General features: G+C 38.9%; 22 protein-coding genes. 3 read left to right on the top strand and 19 right to left on the bottom strand.

Going from position 1 to position 25,006, the window contains the following annotated elements; genetic code table 11:
- Window positions 1–77: 77 nt before the first annotated feature.
- From IGJ49_RS04105 to sfsA, 7 genes are all read right to left on the bottom strand, one after another.
- A complete protein-coding gene (locus IGJ49_RS04105; RefSeq protein WP_010735961.1) occupies window positions 78–1,538 on the bottom strand; it encodes a PTS sugar transporter subunit IIC in 1,461 nt (486 codons plus the stop codon).
- Between the two features lie 109 nt (window positions 1,539–1,647).
- Complete coding sequence (locus tag IGJ49_RS04100) at window positions 1,648–1,968, bottom strand: PTS lactose/cellobiose transporter subunit IIA (protein ID WP_010735962.1); 321 nt, start codon at window positions 1,966–1,968, stop codon at window positions 1,648–1,650.
- A 26-nt stretch (window positions 1,969–1,994) separates the two neighbouring features.
- Window positions 1,995–2,312, bottom strand: coding sequence for a PTS sugar transporter subunit IIB (locus tag IGJ49_RS04095; RefSeq protein WP_010735963.1), 318 nt, complete (start codon window positions 2,310–2,312; stop codon window positions 1,995–1,997).
- 151 nt (window positions 2,313–2,463) lie between these two features.
- Window positions 2,464–5,166 carry a sigma 54-interacting transcriptional regulator gene (locus tag IGJ49_RS04090; protein WP_438722498.1) on the bottom strand — a complete coding sequence of 901 codons (2,703 nt, stop codon included), beginning with the start codon at window positions 5,164–5,166 and terminating at the stop codon, window positions 2,464–2,466.
- A 62-nt stretch (window positions 5,167–5,228) separates the two neighbouring features.
- Window positions 5,229–6,497: a DEAD/DEAH box helicase gene (locus tag IGJ49_RS04085; RefSeq protein WP_438722496.1), complete on the bottom strand. Its 1,269-nt coding sequence runs from the start codon at window positions 6,495–6,497 to the stop codon at window positions 5,229–5,231.
- Entirely contained in the window at window positions 6,497–7,510 is a 1,014-nt protein-coding gene (locus tag IGJ49_RS04080; RefSeq protein ID WP_010735966.1) for a Gfo/Idh/MocA family protein, read from the bottom strand. The genes IGJ49_RS04085 and IGJ49_RS04080 overlap by 1 nt, the downstream gene beginning before the upstream one ends.
- A gap of 15 nt (window positions 7,511–7,525) precedes the next feature.
- On the bottom strand, window positions 7,526–8,254 hold the full coding sequence (gene sfsA / locus IGJ49_RS04075) for a DNA/RNA nuclease SfsA (RefSeq protein ID WP_019722912.1): 729 nt from the start codon (window positions 8,252–8,254) through the stop codon (window positions 7,526–7,528).
- A gap of 173 nt (window positions 8,255–8,427) precedes the next feature.
- Between sfsA and IGJ49_RS04070 the strand changes: the two genes are divergently transcribed.
- The 3 genes from IGJ49_RS04070 (at window position 8,428) to zwf (ending at window position 11,337) form a co-directional block, all read left to right on the top strand.
- The gene (locus IGJ49_RS04070) at window positions 8,428–8,772 is read left to right on the top strand and encodes a DUF4828 domain-containing protein (RefSeq protein WP_010735968.1); all 345 of its coding nucleotides are present in this window, start codon (window positions 8,428–8,430) and stop codon (window positions 8,770–8,772) included.
- A 379-nt stretch (window positions 8,773–9,151) separates the two neighbouring features.
- Window positions 9,152–9,799 carry a metal-dependent transcriptional regulator gene (locus IGJ49_RS04065; RefSeq protein ID WP_010735969.1) on the top strand — a complete coding sequence of 216 codons (648 nt, stop codon included), beginning with the start codon at window positions 9,152–9,154 and terminating at the stop codon, window positions 9,797–9,799.
- A 14-nt stretch (window positions 9,800–9,813) separates the two neighbouring features.
- A complete protein-coding gene (zwf, locus tag IGJ49_RS04060) occupies window positions 9,814–11,337 on the top strand; it encodes a glucose-6-phosphate dehydrogenase (protein ID WP_194179777.1) in 1,524 nt (507 codons plus the stop codon).
- A 91-nt stretch (window positions 11,338–11,428) separates the two neighbouring features.
- Here zwf and ileS read toward each other — a convergent pair whose 3' ends face one another.
- The 12 genes from ileS to mraY all read right to left on the bottom strand — a co-directional run bounded on the left by ileS (window position 11,429) and on the right by mraY (window position 25,005).
- Window positions 11,429–14,221, bottom strand: coding sequence for an isoleucine--tRNA ligase (gene ileS, locus IGJ49_RS04055; protein ID WP_438722492.1), 2,793 nt, complete (start codon window positions 14,219–14,221; stop codon window positions 11,429–11,431).
- A 244-nt stretch (window positions 14,222–14,465) separates the two neighbouring features.
- Window positions 14,466–15,173: a DivIVA domain-containing protein gene (locus IGJ49_RS04050; protein ID WP_010735972.1), complete on the bottom strand. Its 708-nt coding sequence runs from the start codon at window positions 15,171–15,173 to the stop codon at window positions 14,466–14,468.
- Between the two features lie 20 nt (window positions 15,174–15,193).
- Window positions 15,194–15,976, bottom strand: a complete 783-nt coding sequence (locus IGJ49_RS04045; protein WP_438722490.1) for an RNA-binding protein — start codon at window positions 15,974–15,976, stop codon at window positions 15,194–15,196.
- A 33-nt stretch (window positions 15,977–16,009) separates the two neighbouring features.
- Window positions 16,010–16,279: a YggT family protein gene (locus IGJ49_RS04040; RefSeq protein ID WP_010735974.1), complete on the bottom strand. Its 270-nt coding sequence runs from the start codon at window positions 16,277–16,279 to the stop codon at window positions 16,010–16,012.
- A gap of 30 nt (window positions 16,280–16,309) precedes the next feature.
- A complete protein-coding gene (locus IGJ49_RS04035; protein WP_438722488.1) occupies window positions 16,310–16,909 on the bottom strand; it encodes a cell division protein SepF in 600 nt (199 codons plus the stop codon).
- Window positions 16,909–17,595, bottom strand: coding sequence for a YggS family pyridoxal phosphate-dependent enzyme (locus IGJ49_RS04030; RefSeq protein ID WP_010735976.1), 687 nt, complete (start codon window positions 17,593–17,595; stop codon window positions 16,909–16,911). The genes IGJ49_RS04035 and IGJ49_RS04030 overlap by 1 nt, the downstream gene beginning before the upstream one ends.
- 15 nt (window positions 17,596–17,610) lie before the next feature.
- Window positions 17,611–18,858: a cell division protein FtsZ gene (ftsZ, locus tag IGJ49_RS04025; protein WP_010735977.1), complete on the bottom strand. Its 1,248-nt coding sequence runs from the start codon at window positions 18,856–18,858 to the stop codon at window positions 17,611–17,613.
- Window positions 18,859–18,879: 21 nt separating this feature from the next.
- Window positions 18,880–20,208: a cell division protein FtsA gene (ftsA, locus tag IGJ49_RS04020; protein ID WP_019723318.1), complete on the bottom strand. Its 1,329-nt coding sequence runs from the start codon at window positions 20,206–20,208 to the stop codon at window positions 18,880–18,882.
- A 154-nt stretch (window positions 20,209–20,362) separates the two neighbouring features.
- Window positions 20,363–21,538, bottom strand: coding sequence for a cell division protein FtsQ/DivIB (locus IGJ49_RS04015; protein ID WP_169058283.1), 1,176 nt, complete (start codon window positions 21,536–21,538; stop codon window positions 20,363–20,365).
- 14 nt (window positions 21,539–21,552) lie between these two features.
- Complete coding sequence (gene murG / locus IGJ49_RS04010; RefSeq protein ID WP_438722484.1) at window positions 21,553–22,641, bottom strand: undecaprenyldiphospho-muramoylpentapeptide beta-N-acetylglucosaminyltransferase; 1,089 nt, start codon at window positions 22,639–22,641, stop codon at window positions 21,553–21,555.
- A gap of 18 nt (window positions 22,642–22,659) precedes the next feature.
- Entirely contained in the window at window positions 22,660–24,030 is a 1,371-nt protein-coding gene (gene murD, locus IGJ49_RS04005; RefSeq protein ID WP_023519352.1) for a UDP-N-acetylmuramoyl-L-alanine--D-glutamate ligase, read from the bottom strand.
- 12 nt (window positions 24,031–24,042) lie between these two features.
- Window positions 24,043–25,005, bottom strand: a complete 963-nt coding sequence (gene mraY, locus IGJ49_RS04000; RefSeq protein ID WP_010735982.1) for a phospho-N-acetylmuramoyl-pentapeptide-transferase — start codon at window positions 25,003–25,005, stop codon at window positions 24,043–24,045.
- Between the last annotated feature and the right edge of the window lies 1 nt (window position 25,006).

Below are 25,006 nucleotides of genomic sequence, written 5' to 3'. Positions count from 1 at the left end.
CTTTTAGTTTCACTCGAATGAAGCGAGGGCTAAGGATTTGACGGATCGTCATCGCCCATAGCCCCTACTTCAACTGATTATTTAGGTTCTCCTGCTGCTGGATCCATTTTATTTGCTGACATCACAAATGGTGCCCAGATCAGGAAGGTCACAACCATACATACTAATGTGACAATCGGCGCCCGCCAGTCTGCCCCTGTTGCAAGGAACGATAGCAAGAACGGTGGGACGACCCAAGTCACTTGTTGGGATACCGGTGCGACTAATCCTAGATAAGTAGCTACCCAACCAATTGTTGTTGCAACAACCGGCGCAACCAAGAATGGGATAAACATGATCGCATTCAAGACGATTGGTAAACCAAACATCACTGGTTCATTGATATTGAAGATACCAGGTCCAATCGAAAGTTTTGCTACAGTCAAGTAGTCTGCACGTTTTGATAATAGTAAGATAGCGATCAATAGAACGATTGTTCCACCTGATCCACCAAACCATGCAAACGCATCAAATGAGCCACGTACCCACATGTAAGCTTTACCATCTTCAATCGCATCTAATACTGCAGGTGTTCCTGTTTTGCCATTGTAACCTTTTTGGAAGATATCGATGTTGATCAATTGTGCTTGACCCCAAATACCTTCTAATACTGGTGCTAATACGTTCGGACCATGGATACCAAAGAACCAGAAAATCTGAACGAAGATCGTAACGATTAATACAGCACCAATACCTTGTGATAAGCCTAAGAAAGGTTCTGCAATATATTTTTGTACTAAATCAATGATCAGTTGACCATCTGCCACACGTCCAACAACATAATTAATGATAGCGATGACATATAATGAAATCGTTGCTGGTAGGATTGCTGCAAATGCTTTAGAAACTGCGGGTGGTACTGAGTCAGGCATTTTGATCGTGATATTAGCAAGCATCAATTTACAGAAAATGATAACAGAGATTGCACCCATGATCATTACTGTAAAGTAGGCGTTACCGTTTAAATGATCTAATTTCAACCATCCCCACAAACCAACTGATAGAGTGCCATCAGCAATCGTTGCCCCAATTTCCGAGCCATTAATCGCATCTGCCACATTTTGTGGAACATTGACATTCAATGCAGCTGATAATGACGGGCCAAAAGCGATTCCTTGGATCAGTGTTGCTAAACCAACGATCCCTCCTGCTAAATCATTCACGCCATATGCACGGGCTAAATTATATCCCCATGAAAAGGCAAAGATCAGTCCGGCGATCGCTAAGGTACCATTCCAAACGAACCCATTGATGCCGATGATCACATTCAATACAGCAAAAAAACCTTTGTCTGCTGCTAAGCTGTCAGCATACGTACTAATAAATTGCTGTGGTAAATCACGAATAATTGCGTTGATCATTACAGCTACTGATCCAGCCATTGTTGCAGGCATCGTACCGATAAAAGCGTCACGCAATGCCACTAAGTGCTTTTGCGCGCCGATTCTTCCGGCAACTGGAAGGATGTATTTTTCCATCCAACTTGTTAATCCATTCATTATTACTTCCTCCTATAAGTTTTTATATAAAGAATAACTCCTTATACCAAATTAAAAAAATCCGTTCAAAAATTTTTTTCTTCTTCCGTTCAAAAAAGAAGTGTTATGGTTATTCAACGTAAGTTCTACGATATAAATCAATGATTTCTTTTGCAAGGTCTGTAAATGCGATCGATGTCATCAAGTGATCTTGACTATGCACAGTCAACAGCGTTACTTGCATATGATTTCCTTGTGCTTCTTGCGTGAGCATTTGAGTTTGTGAATGATGCGCTTCTACCAGAGAGGCTTCAGCATCGCGGATTTTTTGCTCCGCTAAATCAAAATCTCCTTTTTTCGCCGCGGAAATCGCTTCCATTGCATCGCTTTTTGCATTTCCACCATACATGATCAATCCCATGATGGCTTCTAGATTTTGTTGATCTTCCACTATTCTACCTCCAGCTTCACGATTGATTATTTCATTAATTTTTCAGCTTGTTCAAGTACTTTTGCACCGTTCATCATGCCATAATCTTGCATATTGATAACATCCAATGGAATTCCTTTTGGCGCTAATTTTTGTTCAAATTGTGCTTTCATAAAGCGAACTTGTGGACCTAATAATAGAACATCTACATTTTTTGATTCAAGGTTATTGTCAGCATCTGAAGCTGAAACCGCAAAGATATCTGCTTCCATTCCTTTTTCTTCTGCTGCTTTTTGCATTTTTGTTACTAATAAACTTGTACTCATTCCTGCAGAACATACTAACATGATTGTTTTTTTCTCCATTTTTTCCACTCCTTTAAATTTGGTTTTACACTATAACTATAATGCAAGAAGCATGCCAAACACTAAATAGGTAAAATAGCGTTTTCACAACACTAATCAAGCAAACACAGTGTACACACTAATCGTTAGTGTGTACACTGTGTAATTTCAATCATTTTTTTATTTTATTTTCTATAAACATTTGTGTGATAAAAGCAATTTCATGTTCTGGGATTTTCACACCATATTTACGTTCGATCCCGATCAAATTCGTTCGAACAATATCCATTTCTAAGCGATACATTTTTGCAAAAATGGGGAAATCATCAAATGTACGCAATTTTTCATGTTTGATTAGACCATCAATCAAAAAAGCAACATGGATCACGATACCCGTATCCACACCTGGTTCAACGATGATCGATAAGTCTGTTTGGATTTGTTGGACCGCTTTTTGCAAAGCTTGAATCAAACGCTCAACAGATGATATCGCATTCAATGAGTCTTTTAATGAATCAACAATTTTCGCTGTCGGAACTTCGTCATCTGCGATGCGTTTCAATGTATTGAGTTTTTCATCATCGAATACGTCATAGGCAGAGAAGAATGGGATATTTTGATAATCTACCTCAACAGTTCCGGCAATCGCCTTGATCTCATATTCTTCCAATAACGCATCAATGTGGCGTTTAAATGATTCACGTTCCAAAAACTGCATTTGGATCACTTCAACTTTATCCTGATTGATAACGGGCACAATTCGTTGATACAGTTTTGCTGCCACCCCTTCTCCAGTAAAACAAGTCACGATCACTGCTTTTTTCCGTTCGTTCATTTCCTGCTTTTCGATTTTAAATTGATCTTTGACAATCGATTCAAAAGACATTTGGATACTTTGGTAGATATCTTCTAAGCTTCTACCAACATTTGCCATCCGGATTGCTTCGATGACGATCATGGTACTGGTCATCGTAATTGCTTTTGTACGTATCCCCGTCTCTTCATAGATCAAATCGCTGAATGTATTCAGTGAACCCATATCAGTCAGTAAAATCAACCCATTTGTTAAATTGCTTTGACGATTCTTTACATATTTCAATACTTCTTCGTACATGGATTGAACTTCCATCTCTAATGGCATATTGAACGCTTGACCGATCGTTGTTCCGAGTAAAGCTTGCGCCATCTCCAACATACTTGAAGCGGTTTGTCGCCCGTGCATCAAGACTAACACGTCGACTTTATTTTCTTTGACTGGTTCACTTTCTCCGAGGTTGATCGATAAAAACATACTGATAAAGCCAATTTCATCAAATGGTATCTCTACTTGTTGATCTTCTTCAATGATCGTAGACAAATCGATTGCAACTTGAAATTCTTTTTTGAACTTCTTTCGTATATTATTCAAGTCTGGATGAACGATCATATGTCCATCTTTCACACGATCCAATGTACTTTGCAAATGTAAGGCAAAGGCAAAGCGTGCTTTTTGGTTATAGATTCGGTCTAGTCGTTTCTCAGCAACATCGTATAGCTCATTTGTCAAACGCCAGATGTCTTCTGGAAGTAAATCTTTAGGGATCGTACTTTTCGTCAATTCTTTTACATACGTTTGAAAATAGGCATCGACATCTTTCGAGATCAACGTCTCAAGATCAATATTTTCGCCACCCGTTTCAGAAAGTGACATCACCTTTTCTTCAATATCATTGTACACTTGCATGTTTCTTTCTGGGTCCCGAGACCAAACCACATCAGCGAATCCTGGCTCAAATGTCAAATATTGACTCTTACTATCCATGAAGCGATCTAATCGTTCAGGGACTTCTTTGATTCGTAATAATCCTTTTTGGACTTGCAGGGATAACTCTTCTTTTCGAATGACTAATTTTTCTTCTTGGTGCATACGATAATGAAGGAATGACTTAGCACAGACTAATTTCAGGTCACGTTTCACTTGCCCGATATTTCCCTCTGCGTCGTATAACATAAAAGCTAAAATCGCTTCTTTTTCAATATCGATCCGCTGATTCAAACGATTCGCTTCTTGCTTGATAAACAAGGAAATGATTTCATACCGCTCATCTAATGAACGAGAGGCCAGATTTGGCAAAGTGATTGCCATCGGTATCCTGCGGTTAAATGTCGTCAAAAAACTTTCAGATGATTCTGTCGTTGCTCCGATGATCTGAACAGACGCCTCATGGACTTGTGCGCTCTCCCCTAATGGGCGATAAACGCCTTTGTCGATAAACGTGAAGAGCATCTCTTGCCCTTCTGGAGGTAAGCGATGGATCTCATCTAAAAATAAGATCCCCCCATCTGCTTTAGCCATCAAACCTTGGCTATCTTGTGTTGCACCTGTATAAGCACCTTTTTTTATTCCGAAGATATGTCCAAACAACAACTGTGGGTTTTGCGCATAATCTGCACAATTAAATGAAATAAATGGGGCATCTGGAGAAAGCATTTCCGAATCGATTGCAAAATGGTACATACATTCAGCAAACATCGATTTCCCTGTTCCTGTCTCCCCAAAAATAATCGTATGCAATCCTCTTGGCGGATATAAAATCGCTGCTTTAGCCTGTTGGATACTTACTTTTAATGATTCATTCTCCCCTACTAGGGTTTCAAAAGTGACTTGTGTAGAAGCGTCCACATGAACTTTATCTGAAGCTGTTTTTTTGGGAGGCATAGAATAAACTACAGGTCTGCCAGTGCTTTTCACGATGTAATGCGCTTTATATAAATCACTTAGATAACGACTTGCATTACTACGATCAATCTCTAATTGCTTCGCAACATCCGTTGCTGTCAATCCTTTATGATTTTCCGTAAGTAAATCCAAGATTTCTTCCTGTCTTTCGTTCATGATAACTCTCCTTTAACCAAACGACCTGTTTCCATTTTCAATATAATAACACAAAAAGGCGCTTATTTGCGCCTTGCTCCTTTATTTTTATGCTTGTTTTTGTGTTTTGTTTTAGGAGAAGAAGCAACTTTTTTTGTAACTGTTTCACTTGCTTCTTTTTTTCCTAATTCTTTCTTTTTTGGGAGCATTTTTGTTGGGGCTTTTTCAGGTGCTTCTGTCTGTAAGCCTCCCCCATAAATAAATAATTCAGTGAGTTCTGTTTCTGTTTGTCGAGCCATTTTTTTTAAGTCTCTTAGTGTATGTTCATTCACAAAGGTGATGACTTGTCCTTCTTGCCCCATTCGACCAGTTCTACCTGCACGATGCAAATATGTTTCTTCTGTCATTGGAACGTAGACATTGACAACATAAGGCAGTTCCGCGATATCTAGCCCACGAGCAGCTACATCCGTTGATAACAACATGCTGATTTTGCCTTCTTTGAATTGATTCAATGCCGCTTTTCGTAACAGCTTGTTTTGGTCAGATGCTAAACTCGCCACGCGGATTCCTCGATAACTCATTTTTTCTTCCATCATGCCTAACTCACTCAACTGGTTGAAAAAAACAAGACCTTGGAAACCTTCCACATGGGCTAATCGTCTTAGATAGTCCTCTGTTTTTCGAGCAGGAACACGGATAAAATAGTGACTAAGTCCTTTCCTTGAATCATCCATTTTAGTAACGTCGACCACTTTCAGCGATTGTTTTGTCAATGATTCGATTTGCTGGATGGAACGATCGGCTGTTGCTGAAAAGAAAGCTAATTGGTAGTCGGTTGGCGCTTGATGAATGATTTGATCAATAAATGGTCGATTTCCTTCATCAAAAAGTTGATCTGCCTCGTCAAATACGATTGTTTGGATTTGATGAGCCTTTATTTTTTTTTGTTTCATCAACTCCAATACACGACCTGGTGTGCCTACCAATACTTCCGGTTTCTTTTTTAGTCCTTCGATTTGGCGTTTGACATTTGCACCGCCCACAACAGATTGGACAGAGATTGCTAAATCTTTTGCCCATTCACGGGTGACCTCAGCAACTTGGATCGCCAATTCTTGCGAAGAAGCAAGGATCAATAGGGTACTTGCCTCTCCTTTTTTCACATTCAATAGTAAAGGCCATAGATAAGCTAAGGTCTTACCTGAACCGGTTGGAGAAACAGCAATCAAGCTTTTACCTTCTTTTAAGTCAGTGAATACTTCTTGTTGGATAAACGATGGGACAGTGAACCCTTTTTCTTCCCATTTATTTTGCCAATTAGTTGGAAAATGTTTTACAAAATCAGTCATTACTCAGTTCCCTCTTTATCTGCATCGAATTCGATCCCACCACTGATTCGCAAATCATAAACGACTTGATTCACGTTTCGTGCAAGTTCGACCCATTCTTCATACTGTAATCCCCATTGTGGATCTTTAGGGTTCATGATCACATTCGCAAAATCTTCTGCCTCTTCACTCATTGGATTTTCAGAAGCTACGATCTCTAATTTTTCAATTTGTTCGTGGTTACGATCATGGTACTCTGCTTGCTCAATTGCATTGACGCCATTCATGATCACTGTTCCACTATCAAAATAAATCTCGGAAGGTAGATATGAATCACCAATTTTGCCCGGTTGGATTGCTACATCAAAAGTAGCATAGCGCAAGATCCCCCAACCTAATCCATCAACACCTGTAGCTATTTTTCTAGGGAAATAATGGACTTCTTGCGGCTTGCCAAACCAACCTACAGCTGCGTAGACAAGGTAAACGCCGAGATCCATCATTGCTCCACCTGAAAAACGCGGAGAGAAAATATTCGGTTCTTCCCCATCTAATACTTGATCATAACGAGAAGAATATTTCATATAGCTGAAATTTGCGCCAATGATCTCATCTTTCAAAGGTAAAAATTCTGCAATTTTTTTAAACCCAGCTTCATGGATATTTCGCGCGGCTTCAAAGAAAAAGACTTTCTCTTGGTTTGCCAAATGAATGATCTCTTCCATTTCTTTTGGTGTACTAAATGCCGGTTTTTCTACAATCACATTTTTCCCTGCCAAAATTGCTTGCTTCGCATGCTGAAAATGCAAACTATTTGGCGAAGCAATATAGACCGTATCCATGTGTTCTAACTCAAAAAAAACAGTTAAATCTGTTGCGAATGCGATATCGCCTTCATATTCTGCGCCAAATTGTTGCGCTTTTTCTAAATGTCTTGAATAAACAGCTGTTAATTCATACTTACGTGTCGCTAATGCTGCTTGAACAAATTGATGGGTAATCCAATTTGTGCCAATTATACCTAAATGGATCATCTTTACGCCTTCTTTCTATAAATTAGGATCTTCAAAAACTGTATTTAGGTCAAATGGGATTGCTTGTTTCAATACCACTTGTTTTTCTGTTACTTGACAATTATATACGATTACTTGAACACCTGCTTGTTGAGCAAAACGAAAAGCAGTGGCTAATTCTGGTTGCATCTGTTCATGGATCGTTGCTTGATGCAAGTGTTCAAATTGTGCAATAAAAAGAATATAGGTCTCATAGCCTTCTTGATGCGCGCGGATCAATTCATTGACGTGTTTAAGTCCACGAATGGTCGGTGCATCGGGAAAAGCACCTATTGCTTTGTTTTCCAGGGTCATCCCTTTGACTTCTACAAATGCTTTTTGACCACAACTTGTTTCTAAATAAATATCGAATTTAGACTTTCCAAAGGTCACTTCACGTTTGTAGAACTCAATATCACCATTTAAATTTGGTAAGTGGATCGTCCCATCTAAAATTCCATCAATCGCTAATCGGTTTGGTAACTGACTATCGATATTGAACCACTGCTGCTCTTTTTTTACAGCAATTAGATCATAGGCAGTTTTACGTTTTGTTCCAGGAATGTGTACTAACGCCACCTCTGCACCAGGAAGCAACAACTCTTTGCCTCTACCTGTATTCTTAACATGAGTTTTGACTACTTCTCCTTTTTTGTTCAAACAAAAAGCAATAAAGCGATTTGGTCGTTCAATGAAGTAAGCAATTTCAACATCTTGGTAGTCCAATAGTCATCACCTGTCTCCCTACTACTGTATCCTACCATATTTTTACTAAAAACACTTGAAAAACCAGTCGAAAGTCTTAGAGAAATCATGCACTTTCTTTAGTAAACTATAAGAAAAGGAACAATAAGCAAAATATGCTTTTATCATAAATGAAGACAAAGGAGTGGAAAAAAATGAAAAAAAGAATCATCTATATCCTACTTGCCGGTATCGCAACACTTGCTGGAAAAAAAGTACTCGATCATAAAAAGAAAGAAGCACAGGTCGATCATTTGAATAAATACTGTGGAACTTGGTCATTTACGGATACCAGCCAAACACACCATGAACTGACCATCCATTCTGATTATTCTTTTTGGCTTGATGACCGTTCTTTAGGAACACTATTAGTCGAAGTTACCTCCGAAAAATTGATAGTTAGAGATCAGTATGGCTTTTACCTAACGTTTTCTTACAACGACATGTTATTGTACGATGAAGCAAATGATTCCGCTTATTTATTATCAAAAAAATCATGATTATCCTAGCTTAGTAGATGATACACTGCCAATCACTTCATTAACGTACTTCTTTTTTATAAAAACGAGACAAAGGGTTTAGAAAATTGCTGTTTTCTAAACCCTTTGTCTCGTTTTACAAGTTTCATCCATGCAATTTCCTCTAGGTCACAACGATCGAACAAATTATGCTATGATAAGAGCAAAGTACTTTTCAATTAGCGGCTATTTGATCACTACACATCTCAAATAACTACTTAGAAAGATGGACAAACGATGGAATACGAAAAATAAAAAAACCGACATTTCCGTCCTATTTTTTTCTCATAAAATAGTCAATTTGTGTTTTTTTTGTTACACTTACAAGTGATGGTTTCTTACCATGAAAGGATGATCGCATATGACACCAAACCGAGAAGATTATTTAAAAATCATTCTGGAATTAGGCGGTGACACAACAAAAGTCAATAATAAACAAATCGTTTCTAGCCTAGCAGTGTCACCTGCTTCAGTAAGCGAAATGATTTCTAAACTCGTTAAAGAAAAACTAGTCGAACACTCTCCTTACCAAGGTGTACAATTGACTGATAGCGGACTGATAAAAGCAAGTAGCCTGATACGTAAACATCGATTATGGGAAGTTTTTTTAGTCGAACATTTAGATTACAACTGGAATGAGGTTCATGACGATGCTGAGGTCCTTGAGCATGTGACTTCTGAACAGCTTGCGGATCATTTAGAAAGTTATTTAAATCATCCTAAACATTGCCCACATGGAGGCATTATCCCTAAAAAGGAACAGGTTGTCCATGAAGAGCGTCGTCAAACACTGGAATCCTACCCAGTCGGTACCAAAATTCGGATTGCTCGTGTCCTTGATGAAAAGGAATTATTAGACTATTTAGTCACAATCGATGTCAATATTGATGAAACTTATGAAATCACTGATGTAGCGGCCTATGAAGGACCAATCACCATCCAAAATAAAACTAAAAAAATTCCTGTCAGCTTTAAAGCCGCCAGCACAATTTTTGTTGATAAACTGTAAAGGAGATTACCCAAATAATGAATGAAAAAAACGTATTATTTACTATATTTGGCGGTACAGGAGATTTAGCACAACGTAAATTGTATCCTTCCCTTTTTCGTTTATACAAAAAGGGCAACTTGAGCGAACATTTTGCTGTGATCGGTACAGCACGTCGTCCTTGGAGTGATGAACACTATCGTGAAGTGGTTAAAGGAACAATCGAAACATTAAATCCTTCTGCCGAAGAAGCCGAACGATTTGCTAGCCATTTTTATTACCAATCTCATGATGTCAATGATTCTTCTCATTACCAAACATTAAAAGAATTATCTGATCGTTTAGATGAAAAATACCACTTGAATGGTAATCGAATGTACTATTTAGCCATGGCTCCACAATTTTTCGGTACGATCGTTTCACATTTGAAATCTCAGAAAATCATCACTGAAACTGGCTTCAATCGATTGATTATCGAAAAACCTTTTGGTTCTGATTTCCATTCAGCCTTTGAATTGAATGAAAAAATTCGACAAGTCTTTCCAGAAGACGATATTTTCCGTATTGACCATTATTTAGGTAAAGAAATGATCCAAAATATCTCTGCGATTCGCTTTGCCAATAATATTTTTGAGTCTCAATGGAACAATCGTTACATTGACAACATCCAAATCACTTTTGGTGAGAGTTTAGGTGTTGAAGATCGTGGCGGCTACTATGACCACAGTGGTGCGTTAAAAGATATGGTCCAAAATCATATCCTTCAAGTATTAGCATTACTTGCGATGGAACCCCCCGTTGCCTTTTCCGAAAAAGAAATCCGATCAGAAAAAATCAAAGCGTTAAAAGCGATTCGTATTTATGAAAAAAAAGAAGTCTTAGAAAATTTTGTACGTGGGCAATATGCTGCAGGTCAACTAGATGATCAGACATTCAAAGGCTATCGTGAAGAAGACAACGTTGATCCAGAATCAACAACTGAAACATTTGTTGCTGGAAAATTCACGATCGATAATTTCCGTTGGTCTGGCGTACCGTTTTATGTACGTACTGGGAAACGTCTTACTGAAAAAGGTACACGAATCAATATTGTCTTTAAACAAGTACCTGTCAATGTATTTAAAACATCGATCGACGAACCTTGTAGTGATCCAACGTTACCACCAAATGTTTTGACTATCTATATTCAACCAACAGAAGGTTTTTCATTTACATTAAATGGAAAAAAAGTTGGTCAAGGCTTCGCCACCGATCCAATCAAACTGGAATATCGCAATAGTGCTGAAATGGTCGAAAATAGTCCTGAAGCGTATGAAAAGCTTATGTTAGATGCGTTGAACGGTGATAGCACCAACTTCTCTCATTGGGAAGAAGTCGCACAATCTTGGCATATCGTTGACGTGATCCGCCAAGTTTGGGATCAAGTACAACCAGATTTCCCGAATTATAAAGCTGGTTCTATGGGTCCTGAAGCAGCATTCGAGCTTTTAGAAAAAGACGGGTTCGAATGGATCTGGCAACCAGATCATTGGTACCGTGAACGTGGTAAATTGGATTAGTGACCAATCATTTGCTATTCGCTTAAAAATACTCTTTGATGTAATAAAAACAACCAAACACAAGATGTGTTTGGTTGTTTTTTACTAACTTCTATTCAAAACCTTCTGCGACTGCTTCTGGATAGAATTCTTCAACAAGCTGTGCGCAACGTCCGCATAAGTGTGGTAATTTTTCATCAGTTCCAACATCTTTACGGATTTGACGGCAACGATCACATGTTTCACCTTCTGCTTTTTCGACTAAAATCGCTACATCATCAAAGACTAAAGTATTTTCAGGCGCTTCAATGTTTTCTGGCATAACCGTAAAGTAGTCTGGTGAGACGATCAATAATTGAGGAATGTCAGCAGCAACTGCTGTCAATAATTGATTCACCTGTTGATTTGGATAGATCGTTAATTTTGCTTCTAATGATTTTCCGATCAATTTACTATTTCTTGCTTCTTCTAGTGCTTTTAAGACTTTATCACGGAAATCCATGAAGGCCGCCCATGTATCTAATAACTCATCTTGGTTAGGATATTCAACATATCCTGGTAACTCACTTAATTGAACATAAGCTTCCTCTTCTTTTAAGAAGGACCAGATTTCCTCTGTTGTGTGAGGAATGATCGGTGTCAGTAATTTTGTTAATGAAACAGCTGTTTCATAAAAAACAGTTTGCATACAACGACGTTGATGATCATTTTCTGCTTCAATATAAACAACATCTTTTGCAAAATCAAGATAGAAAGAAGAAAGATCAACTGTTAAGAAATTCATCACTGTGCGATAGATTTGCATAAAGTTATACTTATCATATCCTTCTTCACGGATTTCTTTGATGACTTGATTTAAACGAACTGTCATATATTTATCAACTGAACGACGATCTTCATACGCTACTGCATCTTTCTTAGGGTCAAAATCATCCGTATTTGCTAATAGGAAACGCATCGTATTTCGGATTTTTCGATAAACTTCAGCAACTTGACCTAAAATATCCATAGACACACGAACATCTGCTTCGTAGTCCACACTAGATACCCATAGACGTAGAATATCCGCACCAAATTGTTTGATCACTTTATCTGGAACGATCGTATTGCCTAATGATTTACTCATTTTTCGACCTTCTCCATCTAACGTGAACCCTTGTGATAGAACTGCTTTGTATGGCGCAACACCATTGATCGCGACACTTGTTGTGATACTTGAGTTGAACCAACCACGGTATTGATCGGAGCCTTCAAGGTACATATCTGCTGGGAAAGATAACTCAGGGCGTTGACGTAAAACTGCTTCATGAGAAGAACCTGAATCAAACCATACGTCCATGATATCTGTTTCTTTAGTAAATTCGCCATTTGGTGATCCTGGATGCGTAAAGCCTTCAGGTAGTAAGTCCTTCGCTTCTTTTTCAAACCAAATGATTGAGCCATGGGCCGCAAATAATTCAGCGACATGTTCAATCGTCTCAGGTGTAATGATTGCTTCACCATTTTCAGCATAAAAGATTGGTAGTGGGACGCCCCAAGCACGTTGGCGTGAGATGACCCAATCGCCGCGATCACGTACCATATTGTAAAGACGTGTTTTTCCCCATGGAATGATCCAATCAACTTTTTCCACTTCATCAAGAATGTTTTGGCGGAAATCATTGATTGAAGCAAACCATTGTGGTGTTGCACGATAAATGACAGGTTTTTTAGTACGCCAGTCGTGTGGGTAACTATGGGTGAAGAAATCCAATTTCAACAAGGCACCTTTTTCTTTTAATAGATCCGTGATCATTGGATTTGCTTTGTCATAAAAGATTCCTTCGAATCCAGGAGCTTCATCAGTAAATACACCTTTAGAATCAACGGGAGAAACAACAGGTAATTTGTAACGATTTCCTGCAATATAGTCATCTTCCCCGTGTCCAGGTGCAGTGTGAACTAATCCAGTACCGGCATCCAGCGTCACATGATCTCCTAATATCACTAAAGATTCACGATCATAGAATGGATGTGTCGCTGTCATGTATTCCATCTCTTGTCCTGCAAATTCTTTTAAGACTTGGACTGCTTCCCAGCCAATTGCTTGTTGTACCGTTTCCATCAAATCTTTGGCAACGACAAATTTGCGACCATCAGCTTCTACTAAGACATACGTAAATGTTGGATTTACAGCAATCCCTTGGTTAGCTGGCAATGTCCATGGTGTAGTTGTCCAAATAACGAAAGCAGTATCTTCTTCCAAAAGACCTTTGCCATCTTTCACAGTGAAGGCGACGTAGATTGAAGGAGATTTGACATCTTTATATTCAATTTCAGCTTCAGCTAATGAGGATTCACTAGATGGTGACCAGTAAATTGGTTTTAATCCTTTATAGATATATCCTTTTTCAGCCATTTTACCAAACACACGGATCTGTGCAGCTTCATAGGAAGGATCTAAAGTGACATAAGGATTTTCCCAATCACCAGCAACACCTAGACGTTTAAAGTCTTCTCGCTGTTTGTCTACTTGTGAAAGGGCGTATTCACGACACTTTTCCAAATATTCAGCCATCGTCATTTCTTTTCTTTTGATCCCTTTGTTCGTCAACACTTGCTCAATCGGCAAGCCATGCGTATCCCAACCGGGAACGTACGGCGCACGAAAACCAGACATTGATTTTGAACGGATGATGATATCTTTACTAATTTTATTTAAAGAATGCCCTAAATGGATATTTCCGTTTGCATACGGAGGCCCATCATGAAGAATGAAGCTTGGTTTGCCTTCATTCAACGCTTGTCTTTGTTGATAGATTTGATTTTCTTCCCATTCTTTTTGCCATTCACCTTCACGGTTTGGCAAATTCCCACGCATAGGAAAACTTGTTTTTCCTAGTTGTAAGGTTTCTTTCATTTTCATACAAACACTCCTTAACTATAGTTTACAGAACGCAAAAAAGCATGCTCATCCTAGGGACGAACATGCCGTGGTACCACCCAAATTTAGTTACGATCGTAACTCTCAAAGACCGATAACGAGGTCAACCACTATTTCTTACTAGTGTTCAGAAATAAATCAAGTAGAGGATCTTTCACTTTGCAGGGTCTTACCAATCTTACACTGTCATTGGCTCGCTTTAAGAATGTCAAAATGCTTTTCTGTTCTACTCTTCTTCGTATTCTCCAGGAATGATCGAAAGATCGATTGCTTGCGTATCAAAAGCAGTCACTGGAGACTCGTATACTCCTGTTTCAGAGTGTACATCACTTTCATTTTCATTGTCAAGCTGTTTTGCCAAAACTTCTTTGATTACTTCATGGCTATCTGTTACATAACTAGAAAATGGTTGTAGGATCTCATCCCATTCTGGACTTTTTACTTGTTCAAGTTGAGATTCCAACATCAAGCTGATTCGTTGATGGAATACACGAGTTTTCTTCTTCAAGTCCTCTGTTTCTGTCGCTAATTGTCTTGCTTTTTCAGTCGCATCTGTCAAGATACGACGTGCTTTTTCTTCAGCATCTGTAGTTAATTGGTGCGCACGTTTTTCAGCATTTGCGACCATTTCGTCCGCTTTGTTTTGTGCAGAAGTAACAATCACTTCTGATTCTTTGCTTGCACTTGTTTTTACTTTGTCAGCTGTATCTTGTGCCACAATGATCGATTGATTCAACGCATCTTTCAATTCATTGAAGTACTCAAGTTTTTCTTCCGAATGCTTTACTGCTTTTTCTAATTCACGATTTCTTTGTGTTACTTCTTCGTAATCACGAACGACTAAATCTAAGAAATCATCTACTTCGTCTTGATTGTATCCCCGCATTTTTGTTGGGAATGTTTTATTTTGAATATCTAATGGAGTTAAAGCCATGAGTAAACCACCTTCTTGTTTTATTTACGTAATACACCAAACAACACCCTGCATTTCTCTTTTTTCGTTTTCCCCTCAAGGTCTTGGATCTGTATTCTACCATACCCTCTGATCGAAACAATGTCCAATAACTCAAGTAGAAAGTCCGGTTTTGTATTTTCTGTCCAATTGACTTTTACTTTACCTGCTTCGATCAGTTGCTTCGAACGTTGTCTGGATATATTATAGATTTCCGATATCACAGTGTCCAGTCTAAGTGAAGTGACCGTTCCTATTTCTTGCATCCAGCTATCTTTTGGCAAGACCATATCTGTATACTTGATTTCCTCTAAGCGTACAGCTACTTTTCCGATCTTAGTCACTTGATTAACGACAAAGTGGTCGACTTCATTTGCAATGAAAACTTGCCATCGTTCATCATCTGAAATAATATCACCAAAATATGAACGTTTTATCCCTGTACCAACTAATGTACCTAGGATCTTCCCATGGCTTAAACTGGCAAATTTACTGGGATAATGGACTTCATATAATGACATTTCAAAATCTTCATCAACAGGCTCATAATAGTCTGGGAAAATCAAGCATCTTTTCCGTTCCGCTTGCTCATACCCACCATATAACTGAAAACGCAAGTCACTATTTTGACGTATCAGGGTCTCTAAGATGTAGCACTGTCTCGGATCAAGAAATTCTGTCAGATATGGTGCATACTGACTCTGGACCTGTTCAATCCAATCTCCGACAGAGTCGATAAAAGAACGTTCATCTACTCGGAAATGTTGATATACATTCGCATCCACTTGATCCCCTCCTATCTCCCTGTTTATTCTACGCTAAATAGCGAACGTAATCATCCATAAAACGATATGCTGCAATCCTTGTACGGCAAGATTCAAAATCAAAATCGATGCTAAGATCGTAAAATCAATTGGTCCAAATCTTAATGGCAAACGATCAAATAGGCTGATATATGGTTCACAAATCTTTGCTAATATACGTCCAAGACTAGATTGGTACCCTCCAGGAAACCAAGATAGTAACGCATAAACTACTAGAATCATGCTGTAAAAGTATGCAGCACGTGAAATTAAATTAAGTAACATAAAAAGAATATAAATGTTTACTCCTCCTCTTTACAGATCAAACATACTGCCATCTGCGAAAGATTGAGCCGTTGAACTATCGATTTCCAGACCAGCAGGTGTGCAAAGGAAAATCTCATCACCTACTCGTTTGATATCGCCGTCTAACGCATAGACTGTCCCTGTTAGGAAATCCACGATACGTCGAGCCTGCTTTTCTTCTACTAATCGAAAATTGACTAATGTTGCTTCTCCCGCAATGATCCTTTTAGCAATCGTCATCGCTTCAGAGTAGGCACGAGGTTCCATCACTGTGATTTTTCCTGCTAACTGTGTGTTAGGTTGAACAGATGGTCTCGTTTGTCGTTGGTCTTTTTGCGTATTTTTTGTAGAAGTTTGATGTAATTCAATGACTTTTTTTGTTTCGTTCATCGGCGCCTTCTCAAGACTAACCGGACGAGATGTCGTCGCTGGACGTTGTTTTTTTTCAATCGGCTGTGAAACAGCTGGAGAATGTTGTTGATACTGTGTGTTTGATTTAGTTGGTTGCTTGGCAACCTGTTGTTGTTCAGGATAATCTTCGTATTCGTACTCTTCTTCATCCGCTAATCCGAAAAAATTAGCAATTGCTCCCCTGTTTAAAAGTGGCATTATTCTTCCTCCTCGTCTTTGAATAGCGCTGTTCCTACACGGATAAATGTAGCTCCTTCTTCAATTGCAAGTTGAAAATCTTGGCTCATCCCCATGCTCAGTTCGGTACATGGTGCATGTGTGTATTGTTTTGATTGGGCAAGATCACGCAATTCTCTCAGCGTTTCAAATACTTTATGAATTTGTTCAGCAGAAGCGTCCTTCGGTGCCATAGTCATAAGTCCCACTACCTGTATATTTGGATAGGCTGCTAAAGATTCTAAGAAAGGCAGAAGCTCCGCTGGTGAGATACCGTGTTTCGATACTTCACCAGACACATTGACTTCCACAAAACAAGCTAGCTGTTTTTCTAATCTTTTTTGGATTTCTTCTGCTAATTTCAAACTGTCTAACGCATGAAAGTAATCAATTTCATTTACAATCAATTTTACCTTTCTGCGTTGTAAATTACCAATTAAATGCCACTTCACTTCAGAATATTTAAGCAAATCTTGTTTTTTTTGCAACAATTTATCGACACGATTTTCTGCACAATGTGTGACTCCAGCATTGATTAATTCTTCAGCTTGGAGTGACTCTACAGATTTTGTAACAGCTACTAATGTCACTTCTTTCGGGTCACGATGAACAAGAGCACACGAATCCTGAATGTCTTGCTTGATATTCTGCAAGTTGTCAGCAATCATGTGCTCTTCCTCCTTTTATTTTTTACGACGGAAAAACGGCGGTGTATTCAATTCGTCGTCACCTTTTGTTTTTGTTTCTTCACGATTGAATGTATCAAATTCTTTTTTCTCAATAGTTTCGTAATTAGACTCATCCACTTTTGGACGAACATTTTGTTCGCGGCGGATGTCCCAATCACCAAAACTGCTTTCATCCTCAGCAGTAATTGGTTTTGCTTGGTCCATGTCTAATCGATTGCTTTGAGCAGAAGATTGCGTTTGAGTTGACGTTTGTCTAGCTGGACGACTAGACTTCCGTTCCTTTTTTGTTTCATCAATACCTGTAGCAATGACCGTTACACGGATTTCATCGCCCATTTCTTCATTGATCGATGTCCCTAAGATGATATTTACATCGCCAGTTGCTGCATTTGCTACGATATCTGAAGCATCTTGTGCTTCGAATAACGTCATATCCAAGCCACCAGTGATGTTCAATAGGACTTGTTCTGCCCCATCGATCGATGTTTCTAATAATGGAGAAGAGATTGCTTTCTTCGTTGCTTCGATCACGCGTTCTTCACCGCTTGCTACTCCGATACCCATCAAAGCAGTACCTTGGTTTGCCATCACTGTTTTCACATCAGCAAAATCCAAGTTTACGTAACCTGGTGCAGTGATTAGATCAGAGATACCTTGCACACCTTGGCGTAAGACATTATCTGCCTCGCGGAATGCTTCAAGCATTGGTGTCTTTTTATCAACGACTTCAAGAAGTCGGTTGTTTGAGATGATCAATAATGTATCTACGTTTTCTTTCAAACGTGCGATACCTTCCGCAGCAAAACGGCCACGTTTTGGTCCTTCAAATGTAAATGGACGAGTGACAACACCTACTGTCAATGCACCCAATTCTCTAGCAATTCCAGCAACGATCGGTGCAGCACCAGTACCAGTTCCACCACCCATACCAGCAGTGATGAAGATCATGTCTGCGCCTTCTAATGCTTCACGTAGAGATTGTTCACTCTCTTCAGCTGCTTTTTGGCCAACTTCTGGTTGTGAACCTGCACCTAAACCACGTGTGTATTTAGGTCCTAATTGGATCACTGTTTCAGCTTTTGAATTTTTTAATGCTTGGACGTCTGTGTTGGCAGTGATAAATTCAACACCTTTAACGTTTTCTTCAATCATGCGGTTTACAGCGTTTCCGCCTCCGCCACCGACGCCGATTACTTTGATGACTGCGCCGTCATTGATGTTATTATCAATTGAGAATTCCATGTTTTTTTCCTCCCACGATGATTAATCAAATATATTGGTAAAAAATCCTTTGATTTTACTTGTTACGTTTTCGCCAGAATTTTTTTCTTCTGGTTCTTCGTTATACGTTGTTTCTTCTGCCACATCGTATTGTTCATAAGATGTGTGAGCTTCCGGCTCATTGGTTGTATAATGAACAGGTGCTGATTCCCCCATAACAGCGATTTTAGCTAATTGGTATACTTCACTTAAATTCGCAGAGTAATCAACGATACTGATCACGTTTGTAAATACTGGATTTCTTAGACCCATTTGATTTGGTACATAAAGCTTCACATTTACGCCAAATATTTCCTGTGCCAAATCAACGACACCTGGAAGGCTTGCTGCCCCACCAGTTAAGACGATACCGCCAGGCAGCTCTAACGCTTCGATTTGATCTAACGCTTCTTTTGCTTTATTGAAGATTTGTTCCATTCGAGCAGAGATTACTTCTGATAGGTAATGTTCATCTACTCGAACAGGTTCTGTTTGGCCGATCACATCTACCGGAAATTCTTCTTGCTCTGAGGTACGTTCTGGATATGCATCCCCGTAATTTATTTTTAATGCTTCTGCATTGTTGAAGGAAGTATTTAAAACAATGGAGATATCTTTTGTGACAAATTCGCCACCTTCTTGATCTAGGCTCGTGAATTTCAACTGTTTGTCATGCATGACAGCTGTTGTTGTTTGTCCGCCACCCATATCGATAACGATTGTACCAAAATCTTTTTCTCCATCCGAAAGAATTGATTCAGTCAACGCTAAAGGTGTGATCACTAATTCATTGACGATCAATCCCGCATTTTCAACACATTTACGAATGTTATGAATGATTGTTTTTGGTCCAGTAAATAATAGACCATACATTTCTAATCTGACACCGATCATCCCACGAGGATCTTTGATGCCTTCGAATCCATCTACCGTAAAGTCCTGTGGTAAAATTGACACGATTTGACGTTCAGGAGGTATTGAACGAACCAGTGCAGCTGAAGCCACATTGCGGACATCTTCATCGGTGATTTCTTTTGAATCTCCGTTTACTGCAATCATCCCTTGGCAGTTTTCTACTTCAAGCATGTTTGCTGGTAGACCCACGCTTACACTTTTGATTTGAATGCCGGCTTTTTCTTCTGCCTGACGCACTGCTCGCTGTATCGCTTGTACTGTTTTATCGATATCAACGATGATGCCTCGGTTAATCCCTTCTGATTTTGCGTTCCCTACTCCAATAATATTCATTTGGCTGTCGATATATTCAGCCACGACAACTTTGACAGATGTCGTTCCAATATCAAGGCCTACGTACATTCCTGTTTTTGCCATGAATGGGATTCCCTCCTACTTAACTATTCCATATACATGCGAACCAATAACGTCCGTTTTAAAAATATACTTAATAGATATATTCACTGTTTCCAATTTTACCATAAATTACCAGTTTTTAGAAAGTAGATTATCACATTTTACAGTGGTTTTCTTAATTTTCATCTAAACTTGACGAAGATGGGGTCGTATTTTCATTTGTTGGATTCATTTCGCCTTGATTCTCACTTATTTGAGGCTCATCAACGCCCGTTTCTGAAGTAGAAGTTTGATCCGCACTTTGCGCACTTGCCTCTGTACTTTCTTCTGATCCATCTTCTTGCGCTTCTTCGCTATTATTTGAGTAAGGGTAAGAAAAAATCCCTACTTCCATGTCGATCACACCATTTTCTTCCATTTCGCTAGCTACTTGCGCATAAAAATTCATTTGCGTTGCTAAGTTAGTAATATTGACGATCACTTGGTTCCCATCGTTCATATTCAGCTGGATCAAATTTTGATTCGTATTACGAGGCGTATATTTGATTTCCGAAATGGCTTTTTGTAACTCTGGAGATAATTTATTATATTCTTTTGCTAAATCTTTGATTTTTGTTGAGTCAGTAAATCCTTCTAGGATCGGCAGATTTTTTGTTGGACTTTCAACTATTTCATCCAACACTGTTCCATCTTCGATCACAGGGCTATATTTTCCGTCCGTTAAAATCAAAGCAATCTCTTTATATTCAGTGACAGACAGATCAAATGTATTGACACTACTAAAACCGATCGTAGCAGATTTTATTCGAGGCTGCTCTTTTTTCAAATGATCGATGTAACTTTGGCGCTGCCAATACTGTCCCCAAATATGCTGATTCAATGCTAATTGCGTATCCTTCAATATTTCTTCTTTCGAAACAACTTCATTTCCGGAAACAGAAACGCCCTCTAATTTGCTCAACGGGGAAACATAATAAATCAAAAATAACAAAGGAATCAAAAGAATGGAAATGATTAAACTCAGCCTTTTGTATAAAACTTTGTTTCGATAATTTTTTAAATTAGGCAAGCGATCAATAAACGAACCATTATACGGTCCCCCGTCTTTCTTATGTTCGATTTCTTCATAGTCTAATAAATCATCTTCTTCAACAAGTAGTTCTTCTTTTTTGGGAGGTGTAGGTTCTTTTTGTTCTTCTTTATGCTCGCTTTTTTCACTTGTTCCTGTCTGATGATCTGTGTGTTCTTTATGTTCTTCTAAGTATTTTCGGTTGGCCATTTGCCAAGGCGTCAGCGAGTTTTCATCGTTTGACTTCTCAGGCGTTTTTTTTGTTTCTTTTTTCTTACTCATCTATGACCACCACCTTATTCTATGATTAACGATTTTGCTAGTTGATACAAACGCTCAGACGCATCCGGGATACCTAATGTTTTAGAGGCAGTTGACATATTTTGTTGTAGTGTTTCATCTGTCATGATCTCATTTATCGTGGCACCCAAGGAATCACCATCCAACTCTCCATCCGCAATCATCTTAGCCGCCCCAACTCGAACGAGACTCATCGCGTTTTTTGTCTGATGATCGTTTGTCACATAAGGACTTGGGATAAGGATCGCAGGTAACCCAAGTGCGGTCAACTCAGCAATGGAGGTCGCCCCTGCTCGTCCGACCAATAGATCACTTGCCGCCATCACCGCTGCCATTTCATTGATGTAAGGTTGAATACTGATATTTGCTTTTGTTTCTCCTAACTTTTCCTTAATACTTTGATAATAACGTTCTCCTGATGCATAAAGGATCTGATAATCCGTCGCTTCAAATGTATCCAAATAAGAAGTAACAGCTTGATTGATTTTTAATGCCCCTTGGCTTCCTCCAAAAATCAAGACTGTTTTCTTCTTAGGATCGAGATCAAATTTTTTTAGAATATCTGTTTTCATCGTATCTGCAACTTCTTGTGCTCGCGGGTTACCGATCAAAACTGATTTGTCCTCTGGGAAAAAGGTTGCTGCATCTTTAAAAGAAAGCGCGATTCGATCCACATAACGACTCAAAAATTTATTTGTCATCCCCGGTACACTATTTTGTTCATGGATGATTGTCGGCATCCCTAACTTAGCAGAAGCATACACAACTGCCCCAGAAACATAACCACCGGTTCCGATCACGATATCTGGTTGAAATTCTTTTAGTATTTTTTTCGCTTGATGGATACTTTTTAAGAATAATTGGATCGTTTTGACATTAGCTAGTGAAAACTTTCGCTGAAATCCTTGGATCTCTAAGGTATGAAAAGGAATCCCAGTGGTTGGAACGATTTTGTTTTCCAAACCACGTTTTGCACCTACATACATAAACTCGGCGTTCGGCTCTTGTGTTTTCACATAATTGACGAAGGCTAGCGCGGGATAGATATGTCCACCGGTTCCTCCACCTGTTACCAAAATTTTCATAGTTTTTATCGCTCGTTTCTACTTTTCTATTTTTAATTTTCTAACGGCTTCCATAAAGCGATCACCACGGATCTCAAAATTAGGATATTGATCCCAACTTGCATTGGCTGGTGATAATAAAACCACATCTCCTGGTTCGCTATTTTCTAAAGCTACAGGAACCGCAGCTTCCACAGACTCTGCTGTGCAGACCGTTGGTATGCCCGCTTTTTCACCAGCATCCTTCAATTTCTCTTTAGTTTCACCAAAAGTGATCAATCCCTTCACTCCTTCAAGTGATGGAATGAGTTCATCAAAGCTATTGCCCCGATCAAGTCCACCGGCGATTAAAATCAATTTTTCTGGTTGAAATCCGCTTAATGCCATCTTGGTTGCTAAGATATTTGTGGCTTTCGAATCATTGTAAAATTTACGTCCTTGCACCTCACCAACATATTGTGTACGATGTGGTACGCCATGAAAATGACTCAATGTTTCTTTTATTTCTTCATTTGAGACATTATATTGTTTTGCAACAGTAATAGCTGCTAACGCATTTTCAACATTGTGCGCCCCTGGAACACCTATTTCTGAGATCTCCATGACTTTTTCTTTGTCGTAATAAATAACTCCCTCAAAAGAATAAGCACCTGTCGCTAAGACTTGATCTGTCGCAAAAGGTAACACTTTCGCTTTTGTTTTTTTACTTAGTTCCTGTAATTCTTTCTGATTCCAATTCAGTACAAGATAATCCTCTGACGTCATGTTTTTTTGCAAATGCCATTTAGCTTTGACATAGGCTGGACGAGAGCCATGATAGTCGATGTGTGCTTCATAGATATTCGTGATCACTGCAATATGGGGACGAAGATCAGTAATTCCCATCAATTGAAAACTTGAAAGTTCCATAACAATCTTGTCTTCCGGATTAGCTTCTTGTGCCACACTACTTGCAGGAAAGCCAATGTTACCAGCTAAACGAGTGATACCTGCTGATTTCCCCGCATTCAACAATAACCCAGTCATTGTTGTTGTCGTCGTTTTTCCGTTGGTGCCTGTTATGCCGATAATTGGGCATTCCGCTACTTCGTAAGCCAGTTCAACTTCCGTAATTACCGGAATACCCATTTCTTGAGCTTTTGCAACTAATGGATGTGTATAAGGAATACCTGGATTTTTGACCAGCATTAAAAATTTTTCATCTAATAATTCAATTGGGTGACTACCAGTCACTACTTTGATCCCTAAAGAAAGCAATTCTTGGGCTTCAGGATTTTCATCAAACGGTTTTCCGTCATTAACGGTGACAAGTGCGCCCAGTTCATGTAATAACTTGGCCGCACTAAATCCACTTTTTGCTAATCCTAATACAAGGACTTTTTTATTTTCATAAGTTGTTATTTTTTTCATTCTCGTCATCTCCTACCATACGATCCACAATGTGATCAATGAAGTAATTACACTTGTTATCCAAAAGACAGTATCTATCTTCCATTCAGACCAACCACTCATCTCGAAATGATGATGGATCGGTGACATTTTAAAGATTCTTTTACCAGTCAACTTGAAAGAAGATACTTGTAACATCACGCTAGCTGTTTCGATGACATACATCAGACCGATCAATAGTAATGTCCATTCCTGATTGAGCATGATCGAGATTGCTGCTAACAATCCTCCTAATGCTAAGGAACCGACATCCCCCATGAATATTTTGGCAGGCTTGCGATTATAGACGAAAAATCCTAGTAAACCACCTAAAACACTCAAGCAGATAATTAAGACATCATACTGCTGTTGGTGCCAAGCGATAACTGCGTAGGTCAGAAAAGAAATACTTCCTAATCCAGCTACTAAGCCATCAATACCATCTGTTAAGTTAACAGCATTGGAAAAGCCAACTAACCAGAAAATCGCGAATAATCCGTACAACCAACTTAATGGAAGAGCAATTCCAAAAAAATTCAGTGTTCCAGGGTATCCTTCACCACGATAAACGAGATAAAAGATGATTCCCCCAACAATTTGGCCAATCAATTTTTGCTTTGAGTTCAATCCCATATTTCTTTTCTTGAAGATTTTGATGAAATCATCCAAAAAACCAATTGCTCCATATAGGGCAAGTACAAAAAGTAGGATGAAAAGAGTAGGCGTTAACTGTTGTTGCCAAGCGCCTACCCAGATACCAGTCAAGAGCGCACTGACTAAAAACACCAATCCCCCCATCGTTGGAGTTCCGGCTTTTACATTATGCCATTTAGGTCCTTCCTCACGAATGGCTTGGCCTTGCTTTTTCATTTGAAAATAACCAATAAATAACGGCATTGTTGCAATCGTCATTGCACAACTACTCGCAATGGGAATTAATGTTTGTGTCAAATCCATG

The organism is Enterococcus sp. AZ171 (genome assembly GCF_051714005.1).
In the GTDB taxonomy this organism is placed as follows: Bacteria; Bacillota; Bacilli; order Lactobacillales; family Enterococcaceae; genus Enterococcus_B; species Enterococcus_B pernyi.
Note: the sequence above shows the minus strand (reverse complement) of the source record. Positions and strands in the feature narration are given on the sequence as shown.